Below are 21600 nucleotides of genomic sequence, written 5' to 3' on the forward strand. Positions count from 1 at the left end.
ATGCACCGCCACGATCTGGTCTGGGTGGATCCACGAGCGGACTGGACGCCGCTCACCCCCGGCGCGGGTGCGCGGCTGCAGGCGTGGCTGCAGGCAGGCCATCCGCTGGTGGTGGCGCGCCGCGACCCGGGCACCGATGGCAAGCAGCAACGGTTGGGCGTACCCCTGCCGCTGGCCGAAGGCCGGCAGCGCCTGGCACTGCGCTGCACGCCGGACGGCATCGTCAAGCACACCCCACCGCCGACGCTGGCTGCCGTGATCCAGGCCCTGCCCGCTGCGCTGCGACCGCCGCTGCTCGCCTTGCAGGCCAGCACGAGCGAGCTCGCGCCCGCGCGGGTGTTTGGCAGCTATGCCTGGCAGGCACTGACGGGCGCCACGTACCTGCGTCCGGACTCCGATCTCGACCTGCTGTGGGAGGTGCAGGACACCGTGCAGGCCGACGCGCTATGCGCACGACTGCGCCACTGGGAGGCGGCCGGCGCGCTGCGCGCCGATGGCGAGCTGCGCTTTCCCGGGCAGCGCGCCGTGCAGTGGCGCGAATATGCCGGTGAAGCGCGCATGCTGCTGGTCAAGAGCGATGCGGACTGCTGGCTGTCACCGCGCAGCGCGTTGCCCGCTCCACGGTGCACCGCATGAGCACCCTGCCGCTGGCGTGGGTGCAACGCAGCGCACCTGCGCTGTCCACACCGGCTACGGGTCGGCTCGGGCGCCTGGCCGTGGCCAGTCTGCACGCCGAACTGAGCTGCAGCCCGAAACCCGGCCTGGTCACCCCCTTCAGCCGCGGCAGCCACCACGACATGGACGCGGCCACGTTCCTGCGCAGCCTGTTCGCGTTGCGCGGTTATTTCACCGCCGTTGCCGCGCAGGGCGCACGCGCACCGGACTTCGAGCCCCTGCGGGCGCTGGGACTGGCCGCCGAAGCCCGCATGCTCGCCGCCACCGGCGGCGTCAACACGCACCGTGGCGCGATCTTCAGCCTCGGCCTGCTGGTCGCCCGTGCCGCCCGCCTGGAGGCCCGGTATGGCCGTCCCGCGTGCGCGGACGAGATCTGCCGCGCGGTCAGCGACTGGCAGCAGCCGCTGCTCGGCGCCCCGCTGGATCCGCTCAGCCCGGGTCAGCGCGCCTGCCGCGCGCACGGCGTCAAAGGCGTCCGCGAACAGGCCGCGCGTGGCTTCCCGTTGTTGCGGGAGGTCGCCGTGCCGGCCCTGCGCGATGCGCGCCTGCACGGCAGTGATGAGGAGGCGGCCCGCGTGCATGCGCTGATGTCGCTGGTTGCCGTCACCGATGATCTCAACCTGCTGCACCGCGGCGGCATGGCCGGCCTGCGGCTGGCGCAGGCGCAGGCGGCCAGTTTCCTCGCGCAGGGCAGCGTGCGGCAGCCGGACTGGCGTGCGCAGGTGGCACGTATTTCGCGCCGCTTCGAAGCCCGGCGCCTGAGCCCGGGTGGCAGTGCCGACCTGCTCGCCTGCGCGCTGTTCCTGCTCGCGCAACAGTCTGCTGACGGTGCCACCCGGCTGCATGGCGGGGGCACGGCATGAGCCTCGTGCTCCTGTGCCCGGGCCAGGGCGGCCAGCACCCCGCGATGTTCGATCGCGTGCGCGGGCACGCCGCCGCGCAGCCGGTGCTGCAGCAGTTGGCCACGGTGCTGGGCGCACCGGCGCCGGACATCGCCGCGGGCGCGGAACGGTTCTGCAACATGCGTGCGCAGCCGCTGGTCTGCGGCGGCGCATTGGCGCACTGGCTGGCGCTGCGCGATGCCCTGCCGCGCCCCCTCGCCGTGGCCGGTTACAGTGCCGGGGAGCTGGCGGCACACGCGGTCGCCGGCAGCTTCAGCGCCACCCAGTGCCTCTCGCTTGCCGTGCAGCGCGCACGATTGATGGACGCCGCCAGCCCCGGCGATGCCGGCCTGCTCGCCGTGCTGGGACTGGACCGCCGGACCGTCGATGCGTTGTGCACCGCGCACGGCGTGGCCGTCGCCATCGTCAACGGGCCGGATCATGTGGTGCTCGGCGGGCGCCGGCTGGCGCTGCAGGCGCTGCAGGCGCAGGCAATGCAGTCGGGTGCGCGCTGCGTGCCCCTGCCGGTGGACGTGCCTGCCCATACCGCGCTGCTCCACGATGCCGCCGTGCAGTTCTCCCGCGTGCTGGCGGACGAGCGCCTGCAGGCCCCCACCCTGCCCTTGCTGGCCGGGATCGATGGCCGCCGCGTTGGCAGCGCAGCGGCCGTGGTGGACACCCTGGGCGCGCAGATCGAACAGACCGTGCACTGGCAGGCCGTGATCGCGCAGGCCGTCGAGCGCGGTGGCCGGGTCTTTCTCGAACTCGGCCCGGGCAGCGCGCTGGCGCGCCGCGTGCTGGACCTGCAACCGCGCCTGCAGGCGCGATCCGTTGATGATTTCCAGACGCTGCAAGGCGTCTCGGACTGGGTCGCAGCGGCATGCGCCCGGGCCTGAGCAGCACACCGCAGCCATGCGGCGCGACACCCCGGGATGGGGGGTGGCCATCCGTTTCACCACCGCAGTGCACGCATCCTGGGAGGGAGCATGAGTCCTGAAATCGCAACAATCATCGGCCTGGTGGTCATGTTCATCGTGGCCACCGCGCTGCCGATCAACATGGGTGCGGTCGCCTTCGCGCTGGCCTTCATCGTCGGCGGCATCTGGGTCGGCATGGAGGGCAAGGAGGTGCTGGCAGGCTTCCCGGCCGACCTGTTCCTGACGCTGGTCGGCATCACGTACCTGTTCGCCATCGCACAGAAGAACGGCACCATCGATCTGCTCGTGCACTGGGCGGTCAAAGCGGTGCGCGGCCACATCGTGGCCATTCCCTGGGTGATGTTCGTGGTCACGGCCGTGCTCACCGCGTTCGGGGCGCTGGGCCCGGCGGCGGTGGCGATCATCGGTCCGGTCGCGCTGCGCTTCGCCAAACAGTACCGGATCAATCCGCTGATGATGGGCCTGCTGGTCATCCACGGCGCCCAGGCCGGCGGTTTCTCGCCGATCAGTGTGTACGGTGGCATCACCAACCAGGTGGTGGCCAAGGCCGGGCTGGAAGTCACGGAAATGGCGGTGTTCCTGACCAGCCTCGGCTTCAACCTGCTGATGGGCATCATCTGCTTCTGCGCCTTCGGTGGCATCGCGCTGATGCGCCGTGCCCCCGCGCGGGACGAGCCGGCGCCGGCCATGATGATGGCGGGCGCTGCACAGGCCTCCTCGCGGCAGTTCGCCATTGAAGGTCACGGCGCGCTGGTGAGCGCTGGTGGTGGCACGCTGTCCACCAATCCCGAAGCCCTCGACGAGGTCCGCCTTACCCGCGACCGCCTGATCACCCTGTTCGGGCTGCTGGGCCTGGGCGTGGCGGCGCTGGCCTACGATCTCAACGTCGGCCTGGTGGCGATCACCGTGGCGGTGATCCTCGCCCTGATCTCGCCCTCGGCGCAGAAAGGCGCGGTGGATGGCATCAGCTGGTCCACGGTGCTGCTCATCAGTGGCGTGGTGACCTATGTGGCGGTGCTGCAGAAAGCCGGCGCGGTGGATTTCGTCGGCAACGGCGTGAGCAGCATCGGCATCCCGCTGCTGGGCGCACTGCTGGTGTGCTATGTGGGCGGCATCGTCTCGGCGTTCGCGTCCTCGGCCGCCGTGCTGGGTGCCACGATTCCGCTGGCAGTCCCTTTCCTGATGCAGGGACACCTCAGCGCTGCAGGCGTCATCTGCGCCCTGGCGATTTCCTCCACCGTCGTGGACGTCAGCCCGTTCTCGACCAACGGCGCGCTTGTGGTGGCCTCGGCGGCCAAGGAAGAACGCGAAGCGCTGTTCCGCCGCTTCCTGGTCTACAGCGGCCTGGTGGTGGTGTTCGGACCGCTGCTGGCCTGGGCGCTGTTCGTGGTGCCGGGCTGGATGTAAGGCGGCTCCGTAGGCGCAGGGGTGGCGCACGTTCGTCACCCCTGCGTACGGGCCGTAGAATGGAGCGGTCCCCGCACGGCATGATCCGATGACCCTGGCCCCCGGCCCCCGTAAAAGCAGCAGGCGCGTGCCGCTCTATGAAGAAGTGGCCGAGCAGCTGCGGCAGAAGATCTACGACTACGCCCTGCCGCCGGGTGAGTGGATCGATGAGCCGGCGCTGGCCGAAGAACTGGGCATCAGCCGCACGCCGCTGCGCGAAAGCCTGAAGCTGCTGGCCGCCGAAGGCCTGGTGCAGATCGATGCCGGGCGCGGCAGCCGGGTGACCCGGCTGACGCTGGAAGACCTCAACCAGCTGTTCCCGGTGATGGCCATGCTGGAGGGACGGTGCGCACACGAAGCGGTGCGCCGCATCGACGCCGCCGGCGTGGCCAGCCTGCAGGCACTGCACGATGCCATGGAGGCCGCTGCGGCGGTGGGCAATCTCGCCGAGTACTACCGCAACAACTACCTGATCCACGAATCCCTGCAGACGCATGCCGGAAACCCGTGGCTGATCCGCGTCACCCACGACCTGCACCGCATCCTGAAGATGCACCGCGGCCGCCAGCTGCTGACGCCCGGGCGCATGGCCCAGTCGCTGGCCGAACACCGCGAACTGATGGACTGCATCCGGCGGGGTGACGCTCTCGCTGCCGAGCAGACCATGAACCGCCACCTGCTCAGCCAGGGCGAAGCGTTGGCCGCCTACGTGGCGGCCGGCGGGCAGCTCAACGTGCCTGCCCCGCTGCCGCGCCAGGGCGGTCTGTGACGGCGCACCACGCTGCCGGCCGCCGGGCGCCCATCGGCACGCGCCTTCAGAGTCGCTGGATCGCCACCCGTCCCACCCGCCGCGTCTGCATCGACAGCACGCGCAGCGCAAAGCCTTCGTGCTCGATCCGGTCGCCCTGCAGCGGCATCCGTTCCAGGGCATGCAGGATCAATCCGGAAAGGGTCCGGTAGTCCGCATCGCGCGGGAAACGAACGCCTGCCTGTCGCTGCAGATCCTCCAGCGTCAGCGCGCCATCGGCCTCCCAATGGCCCGGGGCCACTTCGGTGATGCCGTAGCGCGCATCCTGCGTGTCAGCCAGGTCGCCGGCGATCGCCGCCAGCAGATCGTTGGCGGTGACCAGTCCCTCCACGCCGCCATACTCGTCCACGACCACCGCCAGCGGCACCGGATGCTGCCGGATCAGTTCGAGCACCTGCAGCGCGCTCGCCGACGATGACACGAACTGCGCCTCGCGCAGGTGGTCGTCCAGCCGCAGGGACCTTCCCTGCAGCAGCGCTGCCAGCAGGTCACGGCTCTGCACCACGCCGCGGAGCTGGTCCAGTTCCCCCTCGGCGACCAGCAACCGCGTATGCGGCGAGGCGATCAGCCGGGCAATGATGTCCTCCGGCGCCCGCGCGATGTCGAGCCACTGCACGTCGGTGCGCACCGTCATCACGCTGGACACCGGCCGCTCGGCCAGCGTGAGCACGCTGCGGATCATGTCCTGCTCGGCCGGCTGCAGGCGCTCGGCATCGCCACGCCCCGACGGCTCGCCAGCCACGTCGTCGGCGTCCGCCTGCGCAGCGCCGAACATGCGCAGCACCGCCTCGGCCGTGCGCTGCCGGAACGGAAGGCGCGCGGCATCGCGCTCACGATTGAAGCGGACCCACTGGTTGAACGATTCCACCAGCACCGAGAACGCGATGGCTGCGTACAGATAGCCCTTCGGAATCTTGAAGCCGAGGCCTTCGGCCACCAGGCTGAAGCCGATCATCAGCAGGAAGCCCAGGCACAGCACCACCACGGTGGGATGGCGGTTCACGAAACGGGTCAGTGGCTTGCTCGCCAGCAGCATCACCGCCATCGCGATGGTCACCGCCGCGTACATCACGCCGAGATGCTCGACCATGCCCACGGCCGTGATCACCGAGTCCAGCGAAAACACCGCATCAAGCACCACGATCTGCGCCACCACCAGCCCGAAGCGCGCGTGCGGCCGGCTGCCTTCATCGGCGTGGGACCGGCCTTCCAGCCGCTCGTGCAATTCCATGGTGCCCTTGAACAACAGGAAAAGACCGCCCAGCAGCAGGATCAGGTCACGTCCGGCGAATGCCTGGCCGGCCACGCTGAACAACGGCTCGGTGAGCTTCATGATCCAGGCCAGTGCGGCCAGCAGCACAAGCCGCATCACCAGTGCCAGCAGCAGCCCGATCACCCGCGCCTTGTCGCGCTGATGCGGTGGCAGCTTGTCGGCGAGGATCGCGATGAACACCAGGTTGTCGATGCCGAGCACGATCTCCAGCACCACCAGTGTTGCAAGCCCCATCCAGATCGAGGGGTCGGCCAACCATTCCATGCGTGTGATTCTTCAGTAGAGGAGAAGGCGGCTCAGCCGGCCTCGTCCTGCGGGAGGGACGGGTCATGCCCGAGCAGATCACCGGGCTGGCAGCGCAGTTCCCGGCAGATGGCATCGAGGGTGGAGAAACGGATCGCGCGCGCCTTGCCGGTCTTGAGGATGGACAGGTTGGCGAGCGTGATGTCCACGCGCGCAGCGAGTTCGGACAGCGTCATGCCGCGCGCGGCAAGCATGCGATCAAGCGTGATGACCACGGCCATCAGACCAGGCCGTCCAGGTCCTCGCGCATCGCCGTACCGACCGCGAACACACGCGCCATCACAAAGAGCATGAGCACGGCGATCAGCCCGGTCACGGACATCCCGCCGCCCACTTCCATCCAACCAAACGGGGGCCCCATCCAGTCCGCGTAGAGTCCGATGACGATCGAAAGCAGCTCCATGGCCAGCATCAGCCAGGCCATGCGTCGCAGCCGCTGCACATTGCCGGGGGTGAACGGCTGGCGCTGGCCGACGGCGCCGACAAAGCGCCGCAGGTGGCGCAGGAACACCGCGCCGAGCGCGAGCAGCACGACGATCATCGAAAGGCCGGCGCTGAAGTGCAGCAGCAGATGCGGGCCATCGCCGTGCGCGTCCACCACCGAAGGCGGTACCGCCGCGAGCAGCCGTGGCGGTTGCAGCAGCACCACCGGCAATGCCACTAGCGCCGCTGCCATGCCCACCCAGCACGCCGCCAGAACTGCCGCGATGGCCGCGCGGGTCAACCGGAACAGGCCGTGCGTGGCATCGGTGCGGCAGGCGTGGCTCGACACAGGGTAATCCTTCAGTCACGGCGATCGCCCTTATCATTCCATATTGATAAACGATAAACAACCGGTGATACGCGTTGCCAGCCGCAAACCGCTCTCCAGACATTGCCTGCCGTTCAACGCGGACCTGCCCTACGGCCAGCCGCAGCTGGCACTGCTGTTGGCAACCCACCAGGCGTGCCAGCGACGCCGACGCGCGCACACGGCCACTTCGCAGGCCCCGGGCTGCGCCGGGCGCACCCGGAGTGCGAGGGTGAACCGTGCCAGTCCTGCGGCGCACTCACCCACGAGGACCCCCATGAGCTCAGAACACACCCTGCTCCCACTCCGCGGAGCCCGCCTGTTCCTCCCCATCGCCGCCGCGCTGCTGGTCCTGGCGGCAGCGGCCACCTTCAGCGTCGCCGATCCGATCGAACGGCTGCATGTTGCCCTGCGTGCCACCGCGCGCGCCTCGTTCGTCCTGTTCCTGATCGTCTTCACCACCTCCGCGCTCGCCACGCGCTGGCCGGGGCCGGTCACGGATTACCTGGTCGACCAGCGCCGCACATTCGGCCTCTGCTTTGCGTTCTCCCATTTCGTGCACGGTCTTTTCATTCTCACGCTCGGGATGGTCAACACCGCGTTCTGGCCGGAACGGACGTTCCTTGACAACGCGCCCGGGTCGTTCGGCTACCTGTCCCTGCTGCTGCTCGTGGTGACCTGCTGGACCCCGTTGGCCGACCGCATCCGGCCACGGCGCTGGCTCAGCGCCGCCCAGGTCACCGGGCTGTGGATCATCGCCTCGGTGTTCCTGGACAGCTACTACGAGGACTCCCTGCGGGACCCGTGGCACGGCGTACCGACGGCCCTGATCATCTCGGCGATGCTGCTGCGGCTTTCAACGCGGCAGGCGGCGCACCTGCCTCAGCCGGCGCCGTGAGGGTGCCGGGTGGCCTGCCCGTCGCCCTGCGCCGGGCACGGCCGCTGCCAGGCCGCGGCACCGACCAGGCCCAGCGCCCCGTGCTCCACCCGCCATACCGGCACGGTCTCCAGCAACGGGCGCATCACGCCCTTGTCGAGGAAGCGCGCCGTGAAGCGCCCGTCCCCGAGCCATCCAGCGATATGCGTGGCGATGCCGCCGGCGAGATACACCGTGCGCGCACCCAGCGCGATGGCGAGGTCGCCGGCGAAACTGCCCAGCCACCCGCAGAACACCTGCACGGTCTCCACGGCGAGTGCATCCTCACCACCGCGGGCGGCGGCGACCAGGTCCTCGGTGCAGGTCAGGCGCGGTGCGACCGCGCGCAGCTCGGCCAGCACGCGATAAAGCGTGAGCAGGCCGGTGCCGGACAGAATGCGTTCGTTTTCCACGTGCGCGGTGCGCTGCAGCAGCACGCGCAGGACGTCCAGCTCCAGTGCCGTGCCGGCCGCCAGCGAGGCCTGCCCGGATTCGATGGGCAGCACGGGCCGCTCGCCATCGGCGAAACGCAGCGCGGCGCCCAGGCCGGTCCCCGCGCCCAGGACCAGCGCCGGCCAGGCGAAACGATGCACCGGCCCGCCCAGCAGCGGCACCAGTGCATCGGCGCGGACATGCGGAATGGCCAGTGCAACGGCCTCGAAATCATTGATCAGCTGCAGCTCGCGCAGGCCCGCCTCGCGTTCGGTCGCGTGGCGCGACACCGGCCAGGGCAGGTTCGCATTGACCAGTGTGTCGCCCTGCAGGATGCCGGCGATGGCCACCACCGCACGCACGCCGGACTGCGGACGCGCGCGGGCGAAGTCGGCGAGGATGGCGCCAAGGCTGGCGTACTCGTTGCAGCGGTAGCTCCGGAACACCGAGAGCGCTTCCAGGTCACCGTCAGCCCAGGCGAGCCGGGCAAAGGTGCCGCCGACATCGGCGACGATCAGGGCAGGTGCTGCCAGATCAGGCTCACGCGTGGAAGGCGGCTCCTGGGAGACCGCGGAGAGTGCCGCACTGTTCACACGTGACCTTTGACTGCTGCGATTCAATCCGCAGGATTCTCAGCCATCATTCCCGCTTTGCATAGCGCGATGACGGCCGCCGTACAGGCGTCAGCCTGCTGGCTGCGGGACCGCCATGCGCGCGGGACGGCTCGGAAACGCATGGCGGATGATGCGCCAGACCACCTGCCCGAACTGGCGCGGCAGCGAGCCGGTGTTGTAATGCTGGCCGTAACGCTGGCAGATCGCCTTCACTTCCACTGCGATCGCCGCATAGCGGTTGGCCGGCACGTCGGGATAGAAATGGTGCTCGATCTGGTGGCTCAGGTTGCCCGACAGCACGTTCATCACCCAGCCGCCGGTGAGGTTGGACGAGCCGCGCAGCTGGCGCAGGTACCAGTGTCCGCGCGATTCGTTGCGCAGGCAGTCCTTGGAGAACGTCTCCGACTCGGCCGTGAAATGGCCGCAGAAGATGATCACGTATGTCCAGATGTTGCGCATCCCATTGGCGACCATGTTGCCCAGCAGCACCGGCAGGAAGAACGGACCGGCCAGCAGCGGGAACAGCAGGTAGTCCTTGCCCAGCTGACGCCCCATCTTGCGCGCCACCGGCCGCGTTTCCGACCAGAGCTGGCGCCCGGTCATGCGACCCTTCAGCCAGCGACCGATGCGCAGGTCCTGGATCGCCACGCCCCACTGGAACATCAGCGCGAAGACCGGTGCGATGACCGGCTGCAGCAGGTAGAACGGGCGCCAGCGCTGTTCCGGGAAGATGCGCAGCAGGCCGTAACCGATGTCATCGTCCATGCCGCGCACGTTGGTATAGGTGTGGTGCTTGAAGTTGTGCGTCTTCCGCCAGTTGTCACTGGTGGCCACGATGTCCCACTCGTAACGGTTGCCGTCGAGCTTCGGATCGCCTGTCCAGTCGTACTGGCCATGCATCACGTTGTGCCCGAGCTCCATGTTCTCCAGGATCTTCGACAGCGCCAGCAGCAGCGTACCGGCGATGCAGGCCGGCCACAGCAGCGGCGCCCAGTACAGCGGAGAGAAGGCGCCAGCGAACAGCAGCACCCGGCCGAGCAGGCCCGACCAGCGCACGGCCGCGGCCACGCGGCGGATGTAGCGGGTGTCCGCGGCACCCAGTTGGCCGACCACACGGTCGCGGATCGCGTCCAGCTCGGCGCCGAAGGCATTCAACTCGGAGGGGGAAAGCACACGGTCGGTCGAGCGGCTCATCAGGGCAGGCTCCTCAGAGATCCAGGATCAGGTCGGTGGTCGGCGCGCTGATGCAGATCCGCACCGGCTGCGCCGGTTCGTTCTGCTGCTCGCCGGTACGCAGGTGGCGGGTCGCGCCACTGGCACGGATGCAGGTGCAGGTGTTGCAGATGCCCATGCGGCAACCGTGCCGGGGCGCCAGGCCATTGGCCTCCAGGCCTTCGAGCAGCGAGCGTCCGCGCGGCACGGTCAACTGCCGGCCGCTGCGTGCCAGGGTCACCTGCACGGTGCCCTCGGCGTCGGCGCCGCCGGCCCGGGCCGGCGGGGTGAATGCTTCGGCCTGGAACCCCGCCACCCGGTGCTGCAGGCGCTCGCGCGCCGCCGCCACGAAACCATCCGGGCCGCAGGCCAGCACGTGCCGCTGTACCAGGGGCGCATCAGGCAGATCGTCAAAGGACATCTCGCCCACGCGCAGCGCAGGCGCTGCCGGATCGCGCGTGGCCAGCAGATGCACATGCAATGCAGGCTGCGAAGCAGCCAGCGCCTGCAGTTCCTCGCGGAAGTTGAAACCGGCTGCGCTGCGCTCCCAGTAATACAGGTCCACCGGCGCCGCCAGCGGTCGCCGTGCCAGCGCACGCAGCAGGCTCCGCATCGGCGTGATGCCGCTGCCGGCGGCGAGCAGCAGCAACGGCGCCGCGCCCGGTGCATGGAAGTCGCCGAAGGCCGGTCCGATCTGCAGCAGCGTACCCGGGCGTGCCACCTGCACCAGGTGCCGGCTCACCACCCCGCCGTCCACCGCCTTGACAGTGATCGCCAGCGTGCGTGGACCGATCTCGGTGGGGCTGTAGCTGCGCTGCAGGATGCGTCCGTCGATCTCCACGCCCAACGTGACGTGCTGGCCGGGCTGCATGCCACGCCAGTGCCGGTTGGTCCGCAGCACCAGAGTGACAGCGCCCTCGCCGGCCGGCTCGCGGCGCACCAGGCGGGCGAGCGGTTGGCGCAGCGTCCACAGCGGATTGACCTGGCCCGCCCAGAAATCGAACAGGGCAGGCGACAGCCAGCGTTGGGGCGAGAGGGGCGATGGACGGGTGACAGCGTTCATGGGCGAACTATACGTGCGCATGCACACCTGTGTATACAGGTGTATATCCACCGGAAAAGGGTATGATTCAGCATTGCCCAGCGGCCTGCCCATGTCCCACTCCGTTCTGCCACCGCCAGATGACATTCTCCCGGCCCGCCGCTCGGTGACCCGCGAGGACCTCATGGCCGCGGCATTGAAGCTGATCGGGCCGCATCGCAGCCTGTCCACGCTCAGCCTGCGCGAGGTCGCCCGCGAGGCCGGCATCGCGCCCAACAGCTTCTACCGCCAGTTCCGTGACATGGACGAACTGTCCATCGCACTGATCGACCTGGCCGGGCGCTCGCTGCGCACGATCATCGGGCACGCCCGGCACCGTGCCACCCGCAGCGCGGCCAGCGTGGTGCGTGTCTCGGTGGAGACCTTCGTCGAGCAGCTGCGTGCCGATGACAAGCTGCTGCACGTCCTGCTCCGCGAAGGCGCGGTGGGGTCTGACGACTTCAAGCTTGCGGTCGAGCGCGAGCTGCACTATTTCGAAGACGAGCTGCAGCAGGACCTGGTGCGCCTGGCGGCGCTGGATGGCGTACGCCTGCACGCCCCGGCCCTGGCCGCCAAGGCCATCACCCGGCTGGTGTTCGCGCTGGGCGCCACGGCGATGGACCTGCCCCCGGAACGCGACGACGAACTGGTCGATCAGATGTCCACGATGGTGCGCATGATCGTGGTCGGCGCACGCACGCCGGCCGCGTTCCGACGCCTGCGCTGAGCTGTCGCGGCCCCGGCGGGCCGCCACCCTGCCTGCATGAACGGCGTCGGCCGCCGCTGGGCGGGTCATGCGGTTTTTTTACCTGCCCTTACCATCCGTCCTGACACGCTTGCGCTCCCTTTTCAACGGGCAACGCCCGCAGGCACTCCCATGACGACCCCCAAGCGCATCCTCCTCGTCCTGACCTCGCACGACCGCCTCGGCGATACCGGAAAGAAGACCGGCTTCTGGCTGGAAGAGTTCGCCGCGCCCTACTACGTGTTCGTCGATGCCGGCGCCGCGATCACCGTGGCCTCCCCCGCAGGGGGCCAACCGCCGCTGGACCCGAAGAGCGACGAACCCGACGCCCAGACCGATGCCACCCGCCGCTTCGCCGGCGATGCCGCCGCCCAGCAGGTGCTGGCCACGACGGTGCGCCTGTCCGAGGTGAACGTGGCCGAGTTCGATGCGGTCTTCTATCCCGGTGGCCACGGCCCGCTGTGGGACCTGGCTGAAGACGCGCACTCGATCGCATTGATCGAACAGGCCGCGCGCAACGACACCCCGCTGGGCCTGGTCTGCCATGCCCCGGGCGTGCTGCGCCACGTGCGCGGCGATGACCGCCGTCCGCTGGTGGAAGGCCGCAGCGTCACCGGCTTCAGCAACAGCGAGGAAGAAGCGGTTGGCCTGACGAAGATCGTGCCGTTCCTGGTAGAGGACGAGCTCAAGCGCCACGGCGCGGTGTACAGCAGCGGGGCGGACTGGGCCGAACACGTGGTGCTGGATGGACGGCTGGTCACCGGCCAGAATCCGGGCAGCAGCGAAGCCACCGCACGTGCGCTGCTCGGGCTGGTGAAGTGATGCGCGCCGCCCTGCATGACCGCTTCGGCGAGCCGGAGGCGGTCCTTGCCGCAGGCGAGGCCGACCTGCCGGAGCCGGGTCGCGACGAGGTGCGCATCCGCACCGTCCTGGCACCGATCCACAACCACGACCTGTGGACCGTGCGCGGCCGCTATGGCTACAAGCCCCCGTTGCCTGCCGTCGGTGGCAGCGAAGCGCTGGGCATCATCGACGCGGTGGGTGAAGGCGTGGACGGGCTGGAGAAAGGCCAGCGCGTTGCCGCTGCATCGGTGCATGGCACCTGGGCCGAAGCGTTCATCGCCCCGGCGCGCATGGTCATCCCGATGCCGGAGCAGATCAAGGACGAAACGGCGGCGCAGCTGATCGCCATGCCACTCAGTGCGCTCATGCTGCTGGAATTCCTGCAGGTGAAAACGGGTCAGTGGATCGTGCAGAACACCGCCAACGGTGCGGTCGGCAAGACCCTGGCGATGCTGGCTGCCGCTCGTGGCATCAACGTGGTCAACCTGGTGCGGCGCGACGACGGCGTGGATGAACTCGCGGTGCTTGGCATCCAGAACGCCGTGTCCACCGCGAACGAGGGCTGGCAGGCGCGCGTCCGCGGGTTGCTGGGCGAAGGCCTGGCGACGGCGGCCGTGGACTCGATCGGCGGTGCGGCCAGTGGTGAGCTGGTCGGCCTGCTCGGCGAGGGCGGCACGCTGGTGTCGTTCGGCTCCATGGGCGGTGAGCCGATGCAGATCCCCTCCGGCGATCTGATCTTCAAACAGCTCGTGGTGAAGGGGTTCTGGGGCAGCAAGGTCAGCCAGGCAATGGCCGTGGAGGACAAGCGCCGACTCGTGGGCGAACTGCTGCAGCGCGCCGCCGACGGCGGACTCACGCTGCCGGTGGAGCAGGTCTTCGCGCTGGAAGACGTCGCCCGGGCCGCCAAGGCCAGCCTGCAATCCGGGCGCAAGGGCAAGGTCCTGCTGCGCCCCTGATCCGTTGGGAGACTGCGCCGGTCCTGCCGGCGCAGTGCCCGGCGTGCCACGCGCTCAGCGCAGGCGGAAGATCGCCACTGCCGCCTGCAGTGTTCGCGCCTGATCTTCCATCGAACGTGCCGCTGCGTTGGCTTCCTCCACCAGCGCGGCGTTCTGCTGCGTCGCCTCGTCCATCTGCACGACCGTCTGGCTGACCTGCTCGATGCCCGCGCTCTGTTCCTGCGAGGCGGCCGCGATCTCGGCCATGAGGCCGGTGATGCGGTTCACCGAAGAGACGATCTCGTCCATGGTGCCGCCGGCGGTGCGCACCAGTCCGGCGCCCTGCTCCACCTGCCCCACCGAATCATCGATCAGCGTCTTGATCTCGCGCGCGGCCCCGGCCGAACGCTGCGCCAGGGCGCGCACCTCAGAGGCCACCACCGCGAAGCCACGTCCCTGCTCGCCGGCACGCGCGGCTTCGACGGCTGCGTTGAGGGCCAGGATGTTGGTCTGGAACGCGATCCCGTCGATCACGGTGATGATCTCCGCGATACGCCGCGAAGCGGCTTCGATCCCGGCCATCGTATCCACCACCCGGCTGACCACTGCACCGCCCTGCGCGGCCACTGCGGCGGTGCCCTGCACCAGCGTGTCGGCCTGGCGGGCATGCTCGGCGTTCTGGCGCACGGTGGAGGTGAGCTCCTCCATCGAGGCAGCGGTCTCTTCCAGGCTGGCGGCCTGCTGCTCGGTACGCTGGGAGAGGTCTTCGTTGCCGGCGACGATCTCGGCGGCGGCACCGCTGATCGCACCGCTGGCCTGCTGGATGCCGGCCACGATGGTCGACAGCTGCTCGACCGTAGTGTCCGCATCGCGCTGCATCTGCGCGAAGACCCCATGGAACTGACCCCGCATGCGCGCGCTCAGGTCACCGCGCGCGATCGCCTGCAGCAGCCGCGAAAGCTCGGCCAGGTTGCCATCGGTGGTTTCCATCAGCACGTTCAGGCCATCCACCATGCCGCGGAAGTCATGCGCGAAACGCGCTGCGTCGCCCCGCTGCGAGAAGTCGCCCGCCGCCGCCGCGCTGGCCAGCTGCAGGATGGCGTGGTTGATCGCCTGCAGATTCGCCCGGGTGGCCCGCATCGCATCGGTGATGGCGGCTTTCTCACCGGGCAGATCATCCATCTCGAGGCTCATGTCGCCCTGCGCGTAGCGCGCCATCACCTCCACCAGCCGGCGCTGCACATCCACGTGGCCGGCCACCAGCGCATTGGTGCCGGCGACCATGCGCCCGTACTCGCCGGGGAATGCCGCCGCATCCAGGCGGTAGCTCATCTGGCCCTCGTCATGCCGCCGGGCCATGTCGGCCTGCGCGTCGATCACCGCGCGCAGCTGGCGCTGCATCGCTGCCATGGCGCTCAGCAGGCGCCCGAGCTCGTCATCGCCGCGCTGCGGAATGGCACTGTCCAGGCGGCCGGCGGCCACGTCCGAGGAGACGCGCTCGGCTTCGGCCAGTGGATTGAGGACCTGCCGGCGCAGCAGGAGGAACAAGGCGCCGCTGAGCAGCAGCGCGGAGCCCAGCCCCACGGCGGTGATCACCCACAGCAACGTGCGCGCCTGCGCCATCACGTGCGATTTGGGCACCGCGATGCCGAGCGCGAACACCTGCGGCGCCGCACCGATCTTCAGCGGTGCGAACACCTGCAGTTCCTTCCTGCCATCGATGGTGACCTCGGTGCTGACCAGCTCGCCCCTGGCGACTGCGGCGAGCATCGTCCGGGTGCCCGCATCGTCACGCACCTTGCCCACTTCGGCAGCGTCGCGGCTGGCCATCACCGCACCCGCAGGCGAAAGCAGCGTGGCGTGCCCCACCTCCATCGGACGCATCGCCGCGATCCGCGACTGCAGTGCCGCCAAGGTGAAATCCACGGTCACCACGCCAAGGAAACGCTCGCCGTCCAGGATCGGGGTGGCCACCGTGGTCATCAGCGTGTCCTTGCCGGCCACCGGGTAGTAATACGGTTCAACCACCACCTGCGCGCGGGTTTGCCGCGGCTTGAGGTTCCAGTCGCCGTCGCCGGGCTTTTCGTAATCGCGCAGCGGCTCGCGCACCAGGGTGCCGTCCTGCCACGCCCACCAGGTCATGAAGCGGCCGGTCGGGTCATGCCCGTCGCTGTCCACGAACTCGGCGTCCTTCCCGTCAAACGCATCGGGCTCCCACAGCGTGCCCAGGCCCAGCCACTGCGGGTGCGCCTCCAACTGCGCGCGTACCACCTGGTTGGCGGCTTCGCGGTCCAGTCCGGCCAGCGTGCGCTGTACGCGGAAGGTAGTGGCCAGCGCGGCACCGGTATCGGCCGCGACGCTGATCTCCCCGGCAATGCGCTGGGCCTCCTGTCCGGCCAGGTCCTGCAGCCGCGCCTGCGCGCTGGCCAGCAGCGCGGCGCTGCTCTGCCAGTAACTGATCATCGCGGTGAGGCCGAAACAGGCCAGGGCCAGCAGGCCAGTGCCGAGCATCAGCCGGCGGGCGACGCTCGGGGCGCGGGAAGAGCGGGATGGAGCACGCATGGGCGTTTCTCGGGAGGGGAGCCAGGGCAGCGGCGCCGGGTCCTTCCGAACGGCCTTCCCCCTCTATCGGCCGCAGTGGCCCAAGCTTGATGACTCCGGCCCGCAGCCTGCCCGGCCAGGGTGACCGGCGCGCGCCCGGCCACCGCGGCCGCGTCAGCGGCTCAGGTGCAGGAACTGCACGTGGCGCTCGTACTGGCTGATGATGTCGTTGATGATCTGCTCACGGCTGTAGTCCACCAGGTCGTAGTCCTGGCTGCCCTCGTACAGATGCACCTCGGCCCGGTAGTAGCGGCTGTTGCGCGCCTGGTGGGAGGCGAACGACGGCACCCGGTATCCGGTGAGGATCACGCGGTAGAGGAAATCCTGCTGATCGCCATGGTCCACCGCCAGCTCCATGTCACCCGGCTCCAGGCGCGTGGTCACGTCCCACCCCTGCTCGCGCAGCTGCTCGGCGACGGCCTCCAGGGCCGGCTTCACGTCGGTGTCCATGAAGCGGTAGACCTGGTCGCGGACCGGGAACTTCACCGCCTGGCCCAGGCGCTGGCGCCACCCCTGGTGGTGTCGGCTCGCACCGACCAGCGGCGAGGCGCGGTACTGCAGCGCGCGCTTGCGATGGCCCTCGTCGGCGAAGGCCCGCATGAGTCCCCACATCATCAGCAGAAGCACTGCCGAGAACGGCAGCGAGGCCAGCACCACCGCCGATTTGAGCGCATCCATGCTGCCGGCCAGCAGCAGGCCACCGGTCACCACCGCCGTCACCGAACCCCAGAACACGCGCAGCCAGCGCGGGCCATCATCCTCAGGCGCGCCGCCGTGCGAGGACAGCGTGGACAGCACCACCGCGCCGGAATCGGCAGACGTCACGAAGAACACGAAGCTCACCGCCACCGTCACCGCGATCACCACGCGGCTCCAGGGGTAGGTATCGAGCAGCGCATAGAGCACCATCGGCGGATCATCGATCGCCAGCTGCGCCAGTTGCTGCTGCCCATGATGCAGCACCTGGTCCAGCGCACTGTTGCCGAAGATGGAGAGCCACGCCAGCGTGAAGCCGAGTGGGATGAACAGCACGCCGAACACGAACTGGCGGATGGTGCGGCCGCGCGAGATGCGCGCGATGAACAGCCCGACGAACGGCGACCAGCCGATCCACCACGCCCAGTAGAACACCGTCCAGCTGCCCATCCATCCCGGCCGGCCGCCGTAGGCGTACACATCGAAGCTCTTGCCGACCACGTTGCCCAGGTAATCACCGGCATTCTGCATCAGCGTGCCCAGCAGGTACTGCGTGGGACCGGCGAACAGCATGAACAGCACCAGCGAGATGGCCAGCAGCATGTTGATGTTGGACATCCAGCGCACGCCTTTCTCCACGCCGGAGACTGCCACCACGATCGCGGCACCCATCATGGCGGCGATCAGTGCTATCTGGACCCAATGGGTGTGCGGTATATCGAACAGATGGGACAGGCCCGCGTTGAGATGGAGCACGCCAAAGCCCATGTCCGCGCCAAGCCCGAACACCGTCGCGACGATGCCCAGCGCATCCACCGTGTAGCCGATCGGCCCGTTGATCCGGTTGCCGATCAACGGATACAGCGCCGAGCGCAGGGCCAGTGGCAGGTTGTGGCGGTAGGCGAAATACCCCATGGCCATCGCCGCCAGTGCGAACACGCCCCAGCCATGCAGGCCCCAGTGCAGGAACAGCAGCTGCATGGCCTGCCGTGCCCCCGCCTCACCGTTGGCATCCAGTCCTTGCGGCGGCTGCATGAAATGGGTCAGCGGCTCGGACACACAGAAGAAGAACAGTGTGATGCTGATACCCGCCGCGAACAGCATCCCGGCCCAGGAGAGGTAGCTGAACTCTGGTTCGTCGTGGTCGGCACCGAGTTTGATGTTGCCGTAGGGCGACAACGCGGTCACCACCACGAAGACCAAGTACAGGGTCATCGCCAGCAGGTAGTACCAGCCGACGTTGGCCGAGGCCCACTCCTGCGCCTGCATCAGCAGGCGACCGGCGCCTGCGGGGTATACGCTGACGAACGCCGCGAAAGCGACGACCACCAGGGCAGCGGCAATGAAAACGGGGCGCAGGGTCCGCACCGGTGCGGTGTGGGGCTCGAGGGCTTCCATGAAGCGGCCATCCGGATCAGTGATACATCCGTTAAATGGTTTCATGCTCCGCGTGAGCTTTTCGTGTGCTGGAGATCACAAAATGCGGCGAAACGCTCTCGATCCCGCGTAGGCCATTGCGGCACAGTGCGTCGTCGATCCGCCCTGCGCAGCTCGCCCAGCGTGTCGACCAGCCGCCCGCCAGGCCGGCCACGTCATATCGCGCGGACGAGCTCGGCAGCGCGTCAGTCCGTGGCGTGGATCAGGGCATGGTCCAGTGCCGCGCAGATCGCCGTGACCTGCGCGAGATCGCACTGCGCCGGCGTCGCACGCGGGCTGTCCGGGTAGACCTCGGTGGTCGTGGTGAAGGGGGCGCCGGTAATCGAAGCGCACAGCCCCAGTGCAGCCAGCGGATACTCGATCACCCCGTGAGCCACCACCGGCGAACCGATCAGCGTGCCGTCCTCATCGGCCGGGGCGATGTGGGTCACTGCTTCGACGGCGGTAATGATGTCCCGCTGGAACGCCGGCTGCGGATTGGCACTGTCGTCGACCAGATAGAAACCATCCGGGATCAGGCCCGGCGTGAAGGCAGTGCCGTCGCGGGCGGCCAGGGCTGGACGGAACTCGGTTTCGTCGCTGTCGGTGGTCTCATGCAGGTCCACGTGTACCAGGAACTGGCCGTCCCACTGCGCGACCAGCGCCATCAGCGCGGTGGCTTCCACGGCCGGACCGCCCGGGCGGAAATTGCGATTGGGGTCCACGGCGTCGGGGTTCCAGCGGTTGATGCGCTCATACCCCCACGGATTCACACACGGCACGACCAGCAGATTCACGCGACCCGCATACCCGGCCGCGCGTGTCTCGAGAAACGCCAGTGCGCCCATCACACCGCTGGTCTCGTACCCATGCACGCCGCCGGTGACCAGAGCGGCCGGCAGTCCGTCGTCCCATGCCCGGCTGCGCAACGCCAGCAGCGGCCATTGGTCACCGTCGTGGCTGACGGTTCCGTACTCGATCCGTTCGAAGGTGGCGGCAAGGCCCTCGATGCGTGGCAGCACGTCCTCCGCATGCCGCCGCTGCACCTGCTGCCGCGCGCGCCACTGCGCCCGTTCGGCCGGCCCCCACGGCTGACCGGGGATTCCAACGGGATAAAAGGCAACTGCGGGCATGACAGACTCACGGAAGGGGACCAGCGCCTGACTTTACCACCGCCCAGCGGCTCAGCCGGGGTCGGATCCCTCTACCCCGGGATGGCGTCCCTCGGCGGTGCGGCTGCGCGCGCCACAGCGGCACCGCCACGCGTTGCGCTGCTGCGCCCGCTGCTGGGGCGAGGCATACATGTAGTAATTGAGTGCGTCGAGGAAGCTTGCCTGCGCCGGACCGGACAGCCCGGAAAACTCCAGCAACAGGTGCGCCACACTCGACTCCTTGGACGTTGGCACGTGCGTGGCTCGTTGAGACCTGTTACGACAATAGGCCGTTGAGCGCGGCACTCCATAGGACGCGGCCGTATGTGCGCTGCAAATGTCACTTCTTGCCAGGGCCTGCGCTGCCATCCTCGGTTGTACGTGCCACCGCGTTCTCGATGCCCTGTCCGGACGAACTCACCATCCGCTGCGCGATCGCATATTTGAAGATATCCGCGTCACTGGTCAGGCCGAGCTTGCGCTTGGCCGATACCTTCTGGGTGCTCACCGTCTTGCGGCTGCGGCCGACGCGTTCGGCGATCTGCATCACGGTCAGCCCTTCGGCAAACATCCGCAGCACCTCGCTCTCGCGCCGCGACAGCGCGCCATCGCCCGTCGTGGCGTCGCCCTCCGCCGCGACGGCGGTCAGCCGCTGCACTTCCGGCGAAAGATACCCGTCTCCGGCCACCACGGCCTCGATCGCCGGCAACAAGTGCAGCAATGGATCGGATTTGCTGACGATGCAGTCCACCCCGGCGCCGAGAATGCTGGCCAGCACCACCGGGCTCTCCATCGCGGTCAGCACTACCAGTCGGACCTGTGGAAAGCGCCGCTGCAGGAACCGCAGCAGCGCCACCCCATCGCCGTAGCGACCTTCAGGCATCGAAAAATCGGTGATCACCACGTCCACGCTGGTCTGGCTGAGCAGCTGCACCAGCGCGGTCGAATCGCGCACCAGCCCGGCAACCTGCAGGCCCGGCTGCTCATTCAGCAGATGCTCCATTCCGGCCAGGAGCACGGGATGGTCATCGGCGACCACGATACGAAGATTCATGGATGACTCCTGGAAAGGCAGTGGGGCCGGCCGGCGCCTGTTGCCGCGCCAGCGACTGGCATATAGTCAGCGAGCGGCTGGCTCAGCTGCAAGGACCCTACAACAGGAAGTGTTCATGGCGGATAGACCTATCCAGGTAATCGTGGCAGACGATCATCCGGTGATCCGGATGGGCATGGAAGCGGTGCTGGATCAGTCGCCGACGCACGCGCTGGTGGGTTCGGCCGCCAACTCCGATGAACTGCTGGCCCTGCTGCACGCCCATCCCTGCGATGTCGTGGTGACCGACTACGCCATGCCGGGCGGGGAGCACGGCGACGGCCTGGCACTGATCGCGCTGCTGCGTCGCACCTGGCCGGCGCTGCGGATCGTGGTCGTGACTGGCCTGGACCAGCCGGCGATGATCCGGGAGATCCACGCCGCGGGAATCGACCACATCGTCAGCAAGTCCGATGATCATCGACTGATCGGTGATGCGGTGCAGGCGGCTTACGTCAACCGTCGCTACTTTTCACCGTCGGTGCTGCCACTCATCCCCGCACGCGGCAGCCAGCGCGGTAGCCCCGCGCTCTGCCCCCGCGAGCGCGAGGTGGTCGCCCTGCTGGCCACCGGCCTGACCGTCAACGAGGTGGCCGAGCGGCTGGGCCGTCGCAAGCAGACCATCAGCACGCAGAAGGTCAACGCCATGGCGAAGCTGGCGATTGAGCGCGATGCCGACCTCTACAAGTACGTACTCGAGCACGGCCTGGACGACGGCACGGGCGACTGAGCGCCCTGCCCCCTTCGCAAT

At 68.7% G+C, this 21600-nt stretch carries 21 protein-coding genes; 10 read left to right on the top strand and 11 right to left on the bottom strand.

The genetic code is table 11. From position 1 onward, the window contains the following. The 5 genes from mdcG to FHY09_RS12440 all read left to right on the top strand — a co-directional run bounded on the left by mdcG (position 1) and on the right by FHY09_RS12440 (position 4709). The gene (gene mdcG, locus FHY09_RS12420; RefSeq protein ID WP_166927185.1) at positions 1-636 is read left to right on the top strand and encodes a malonate decarboxylase holo-[acyl-carrier-protein] synthase; all 636 of its coding nucleotides are present in this window, start codon (positions 1-3) and stop codon (positions 634-636) included. Continuing rightward, positions 633-1538 carry a triphosphoribosyl-dephospho-CoA synthase MdcB gene (gene mdcB, locus FHY09_RS12425; RefSeq protein WP_166927186.1) on the top strand — a complete coding sequence of 302 codons (906 nt, stop codon included), beginning with the start codon at positions 633-635 and terminating at the stop codon, positions 1536-1538. Before mdcG ends, mdcB begins: the two co-directional genes overlap by 4 nt. Beyond that, positions 1535-2452, top strand: coding sequence for a malonate decarboxylase subunit epsilon (gene mdcH / locus FHY09_RS12430; protein WP_166927187.1), 918 nt, complete (start codon positions 1535-1537; stop codon positions 2450-2452). Before mdcB ends, mdcH begins: the two co-directional genes overlap by 4 nt. Before the next feature lie 90 nt (positions 2453-2542). After that, positions 2543-3901 carry an SLC13 family permease gene (locus tag FHY09_RS12435; RefSeq protein WP_166927188.1) on the top strand — a complete coding sequence of 453 codons (1359 nt, stop codon included), beginning with the start codon at positions 2543-2545 and terminating at the stop codon, positions 3899-3901. Between the two features lie 88 nt (positions 3902-3989). Further along, on the top strand, positions 3990-4709 hold the full coding sequence (locus FHY09_RS12440; RefSeq protein WP_166927189.1) for a GntR family transcriptional regulator: 720 nt from the start codon (positions 3990-3992) through the stop codon (positions 4707-4709). 46 nt (positions 4710-4755) lie between these two features. Here the strand turns inward: FHY09_RS12440 and FHY09_RS12445 are convergent, their stop codons facing one another. The 3 genes from FHY09_RS12445 to FHY09_RS12455 are packed head-to-tail and all read right to left on the bottom strand — an operon-like array spanning position 4756 to position 7096. Beyond that, positions 4756-6285: a TerC family protein gene (locus FHY09_RS12445; RefSeq protein WP_166927190.1), complete on the bottom strand. Its 1530-nt coding sequence runs from the start codon at positions 6283-6285 to the stop codon at positions 4756-4758. A 32-nt stretch (positions 6286-6317) separates the two neighbouring features. Next, positions 6318-6545 carry a helix-turn-helix domain-containing protein gene (locus FHY09_RS12450; protein WP_166927191.1) on the bottom strand — a complete coding sequence of 76 codons (228 nt, stop codon included), beginning with the start codon at positions 6543-6545 and terminating at the stop codon, positions 6318-6320. Further along, on the bottom strand, positions 6545-7096 hold the full coding sequence (locus FHY09_RS12455; RefSeq protein WP_456362802.1) for a DUF2975 domain-containing protein: 552 nt from the start codon (positions 7094-7096) through the stop codon (positions 6545-6547). The genes FHY09_RS12450 and FHY09_RS12455 overlap by 1 nt, the downstream gene beginning before the upstream one ends. Positions 7097-7391: 295 nt before the next feature. Between FHY09_RS12455 and FHY09_RS12460 the strand changes: the two genes are divergently transcribed. Continuing rightward, complete coding sequence (locus FHY09_RS12460; protein ID WP_166927192.1) at positions 7392-8012, top strand: hypothetical protein; 621 nt, start codon at positions 7392-7394, stop codon at positions 8010-8012. On the opposite strand, the gene FHY09_RS12465 is transcribed toward FHY09_RS12460, so the two are convergent. The 3 genes from FHY09_RS12465 to FHY09_RS12475 form a co-directional block, all read right to left on the bottom strand. Beyond that, positions 7997-8995, bottom strand: a complete 999-nt coding sequence (locus FHY09_RS12465) for a glucokinase (protein WP_166927231.1) — start codon at positions 8993-8995, stop codon at positions 7997-7999. The two genes, FHY09_RS12460 and FHY09_RS12465, sit on opposite strands and share 16 nt — an antisense overlap. Before the next feature lie 150 nt (positions 8996-9145). Beyond that, entirely contained in the window at positions 9146-10270 is a 1125-nt protein-coding gene (locus FHY09_RS12470) for a fatty acid desaturase (RefSeq protein WP_166927193.1), read from the bottom strand. A 13-nt stretch (positions 10271-10283) separates the two neighbouring features. After that, on the bottom strand, positions 10284-11351 hold the full coding sequence (locus tag FHY09_RS12475; RefSeq protein ID WP_166927194.1) for a ferredoxin reductase: 1068 nt from the start codon (positions 11349-11351) through the stop codon (positions 10284-10286). 91 nt (positions 11352-11442) lie between these two features. On the opposite strand from FHY09_RS12475, the gene fabR reads away from it, so the two are divergent. The 3 genes from fabR to FHY09_RS12490 all read left to right on the top strand — a co-directional run bounded on the left by fabR (position 11443) and on the right by FHY09_RS12490 (position 13913). Beyond that, positions 11443-12096, top strand: a complete 654-nt coding sequence (gene fabR, locus FHY09_RS12480) for an HTH-type transcriptional repressor FabR (protein WP_166927195.1) — start codon at positions 11443-11445, stop codon at positions 12094-12096. Positions 12097-12246: 150 nt separating this feature from the next. After that, positions 12247-12936 (top strand): type 1 glutamine amidotransferase domain-containing protein, encoded by a 690-nt coding sequence (locus FHY09_RS12485; protein ID WP_166927196.1) that lies wholly within the window; start codon positions 12247-12249, stop codon positions 12934-12936. Further along, positions 12936-13913 carry a zinc-binding dehydrogenase gene (locus FHY09_RS12490; protein WP_166927197.1) on the top strand — a complete coding sequence of 326 codons (978 nt, stop codon included), beginning with the start codon at positions 12936-12938 and terminating at the stop codon, positions 13911-13913. The genes FHY09_RS12485 and FHY09_RS12490 overlap by 1 nt, the downstream gene beginning before the upstream one ends. Positions 13914-13967: 54 nt before the next feature. Here FHY09_RS12490 and FHY09_RS12495 read toward each other — a convergent pair whose 3' ends face one another. The 5 genes from FHY09_RS12495 to FHY09_RS12515 all read right to left on the bottom strand — a co-directional run bounded on the left by FHY09_RS12495 (position 13968) and on the right by FHY09_RS12515 (position 20810). Beyond that, positions 13968-16454, bottom strand: a complete 2487-nt coding sequence (locus FHY09_RS12495) for a methyl-accepting chemotaxis protein (protein ID WP_456362803.1) — start codon at positions 16452-16454, stop codon at positions 13968-13970. Positions 16455-16607: 153 nt separating this feature from the next. Next, a complete protein-coding gene (betT, locus tag FHY09_RS12500; protein ID WP_166927198.1) occupies positions 16608-18587 on the bottom strand; it encodes a choline BCCT transporter BetT in 1980 nt (659 codons plus the stop codon). A 224-nt stretch (positions 18588-18811) separates the two neighbouring features. Further along, positions 18812-19738, bottom strand: coding sequence for a M14 family metallopeptidase (locus tag FHY09_RS12505; protein WP_166927199.1), 927 nt, complete (start codon positions 19736-19738; stop codon positions 18812-18814). Between the two features lie 51 nt (positions 19739-19789). Further along, positions 19790-20011: a hypothetical protein gene (locus tag FHY09_RS12510; protein ID WP_166927200.1), complete on the bottom strand. Its 222-nt coding sequence runs from the start codon at positions 20009-20011 to the stop codon at positions 19790-19792. An 85-nt stretch (positions 20012-20096) separates the two neighbouring features. Next, positions 20097-20810: a response regulator gene (locus tag FHY09_RS12515; RefSeq protein ID WP_166927201.1), complete on the bottom strand. Its 714-nt coding sequence runs from the start codon at positions 20808-20810 to the stop codon at positions 20097-20099. 115 nt (positions 20811-20925) lie between these two features. Between FHY09_RS12515 and FHY09_RS12520 the strand changes: the two genes are divergently transcribed. After that, on the top strand, positions 20926-21579 hold the full coding sequence (locus FHY09_RS12520) for a response regulator transcription factor (protein WP_166927202.1): 654 nt from the start codon (positions 20926-20928) through the stop codon (positions 21577-21579). Positions 21580-21600: the final 21 nt, after the last annotated feature.

The sequence above is a fragment of the Xanthomonas sp. 60 genome, assembly GCF_011761925.1.

Bases quoted from the DNA above. Each gene is read 5' to 3' on its own strand.
- mdcB (WP_166927186.1), top strand. From the start codon at position 633: ATGAGCACCCTGCCGCTGGCGTGGGTGCAACGCAGCGCACCTGCGCTG.
- FHY09_RS12515 (WP_166927201.1), bottom strand. From the start codon at position 20,810: ATGAATCTTCGTATCGTGGTCGCCGATGACCATCCCGTGCTCCTGGCC.
- FHY09_RS12505 (WP_166927199.1), bottom strand. From the start codon at position 19,738: ATGCCCGCAGTTGCCTTTTATCCCGTTGGAATCCCCGGTCAGCCGTGG.
- FHY09_RS12490 (WP_166927197.1), top strand. From the start codon at position 12,936: ATGCGCGCCGCCCTGCATGACCGCTTCGGCGAGCCGGAGGCGGTCCTT.
- mdcG (WP_166927185.1), top strand. From the start codon at position 1: ATGCACCGCCACGATCTGGTCTGGGTGGATCCACGAGCGGACTGGACG.
- FHY09_RS12520 (WP_166927202.1), top strand. From the start codon at position 20,926: ATGGCGGATAGACCTATCCAGGTAATCGTGGCAGACGATCATCCGGTG.
- FHY09_RS12460 (WP_166927192.1), top strand. From the start codon at position 7,392: ATGAGCTCAGAACACACCCTGCTCCCACTCCGCGGAGCCCGCCTGTTC.
- FHY09_RS12445 (WP_166927190.1), bottom strand. From the start codon at position 6,285: ATGGAATGGTTGGCCGACCCCTCGATCTGGATGGGGCTTGCAACACTG.
- FHY09_RS12475 (WP_166927194.1), bottom strand. From the start codon at position 11,351: ATGAACGCTGTCACCCGTCCATCGCCCCTCTCGCCCCAACGCTGGCTG.
- FHY09_RS12495 (WP_456362803.1), bottom strand. From the start codon at position 16,454: ATGCGTGCTCCATCCCGCTCTTCCCGCGCCCCGAGCGTCGCCCGCCGG.
- mdcH (WP_166927187.1), top strand. From the start codon at position 1,535: ATGAGCCTCGTGCTCCTGTGCCCGGGCCAGGGCGGCCAGCACCCCGCG.
- betT (WP_166927198.1), bottom strand. From the start codon at position 18,587: ATGGAAGCCCTCGAGCCCCACACCGCACCGGTGCGGACCCTGCGCCCC.
- FHY09_RS12470 (WP_166927193.1), bottom strand. From the start codon at position 10,270: ATGAGCCGCTCGACCGACCGTGTGCTTTCCCCCTCCGAGTTGAATGCC.
- FHY09_RS12485 (WP_166927196.1), top strand. From the start codon at position 12,247: ATGACGACCCCCAAGCGCATCCTCCTCGTCCTGACCTCGCACGACCGC.
- FHY09_RS12440 (WP_166927189.1), top strand. From the start codon at position 3,990: ATGACCCTGGCCCCCGGCCCCCGTAAAAGCAGCAGGCGCGTGCCGCTC.
- FHY09_RS12450 (WP_166927191.1), bottom strand. From the start codon at position 6,545: ATGGCCGTGGTCATCACGCTTGATCGCATGCTTGCCGCGCGCGGCATG.
- fabR (WP_166927195.1), top strand. From the start codon at position 11,443: ATGTCCCACTCCGTTCTGCCACCGCCAGATGACATTCTCCCGGCCCGC.
- FHY09_RS12435 (WP_166927188.1), top strand. From the start codon at position 2,543: ATGAGTCCTGAAATCGCAACAATCATCGGCCTGGTGGTCATGTTCATC.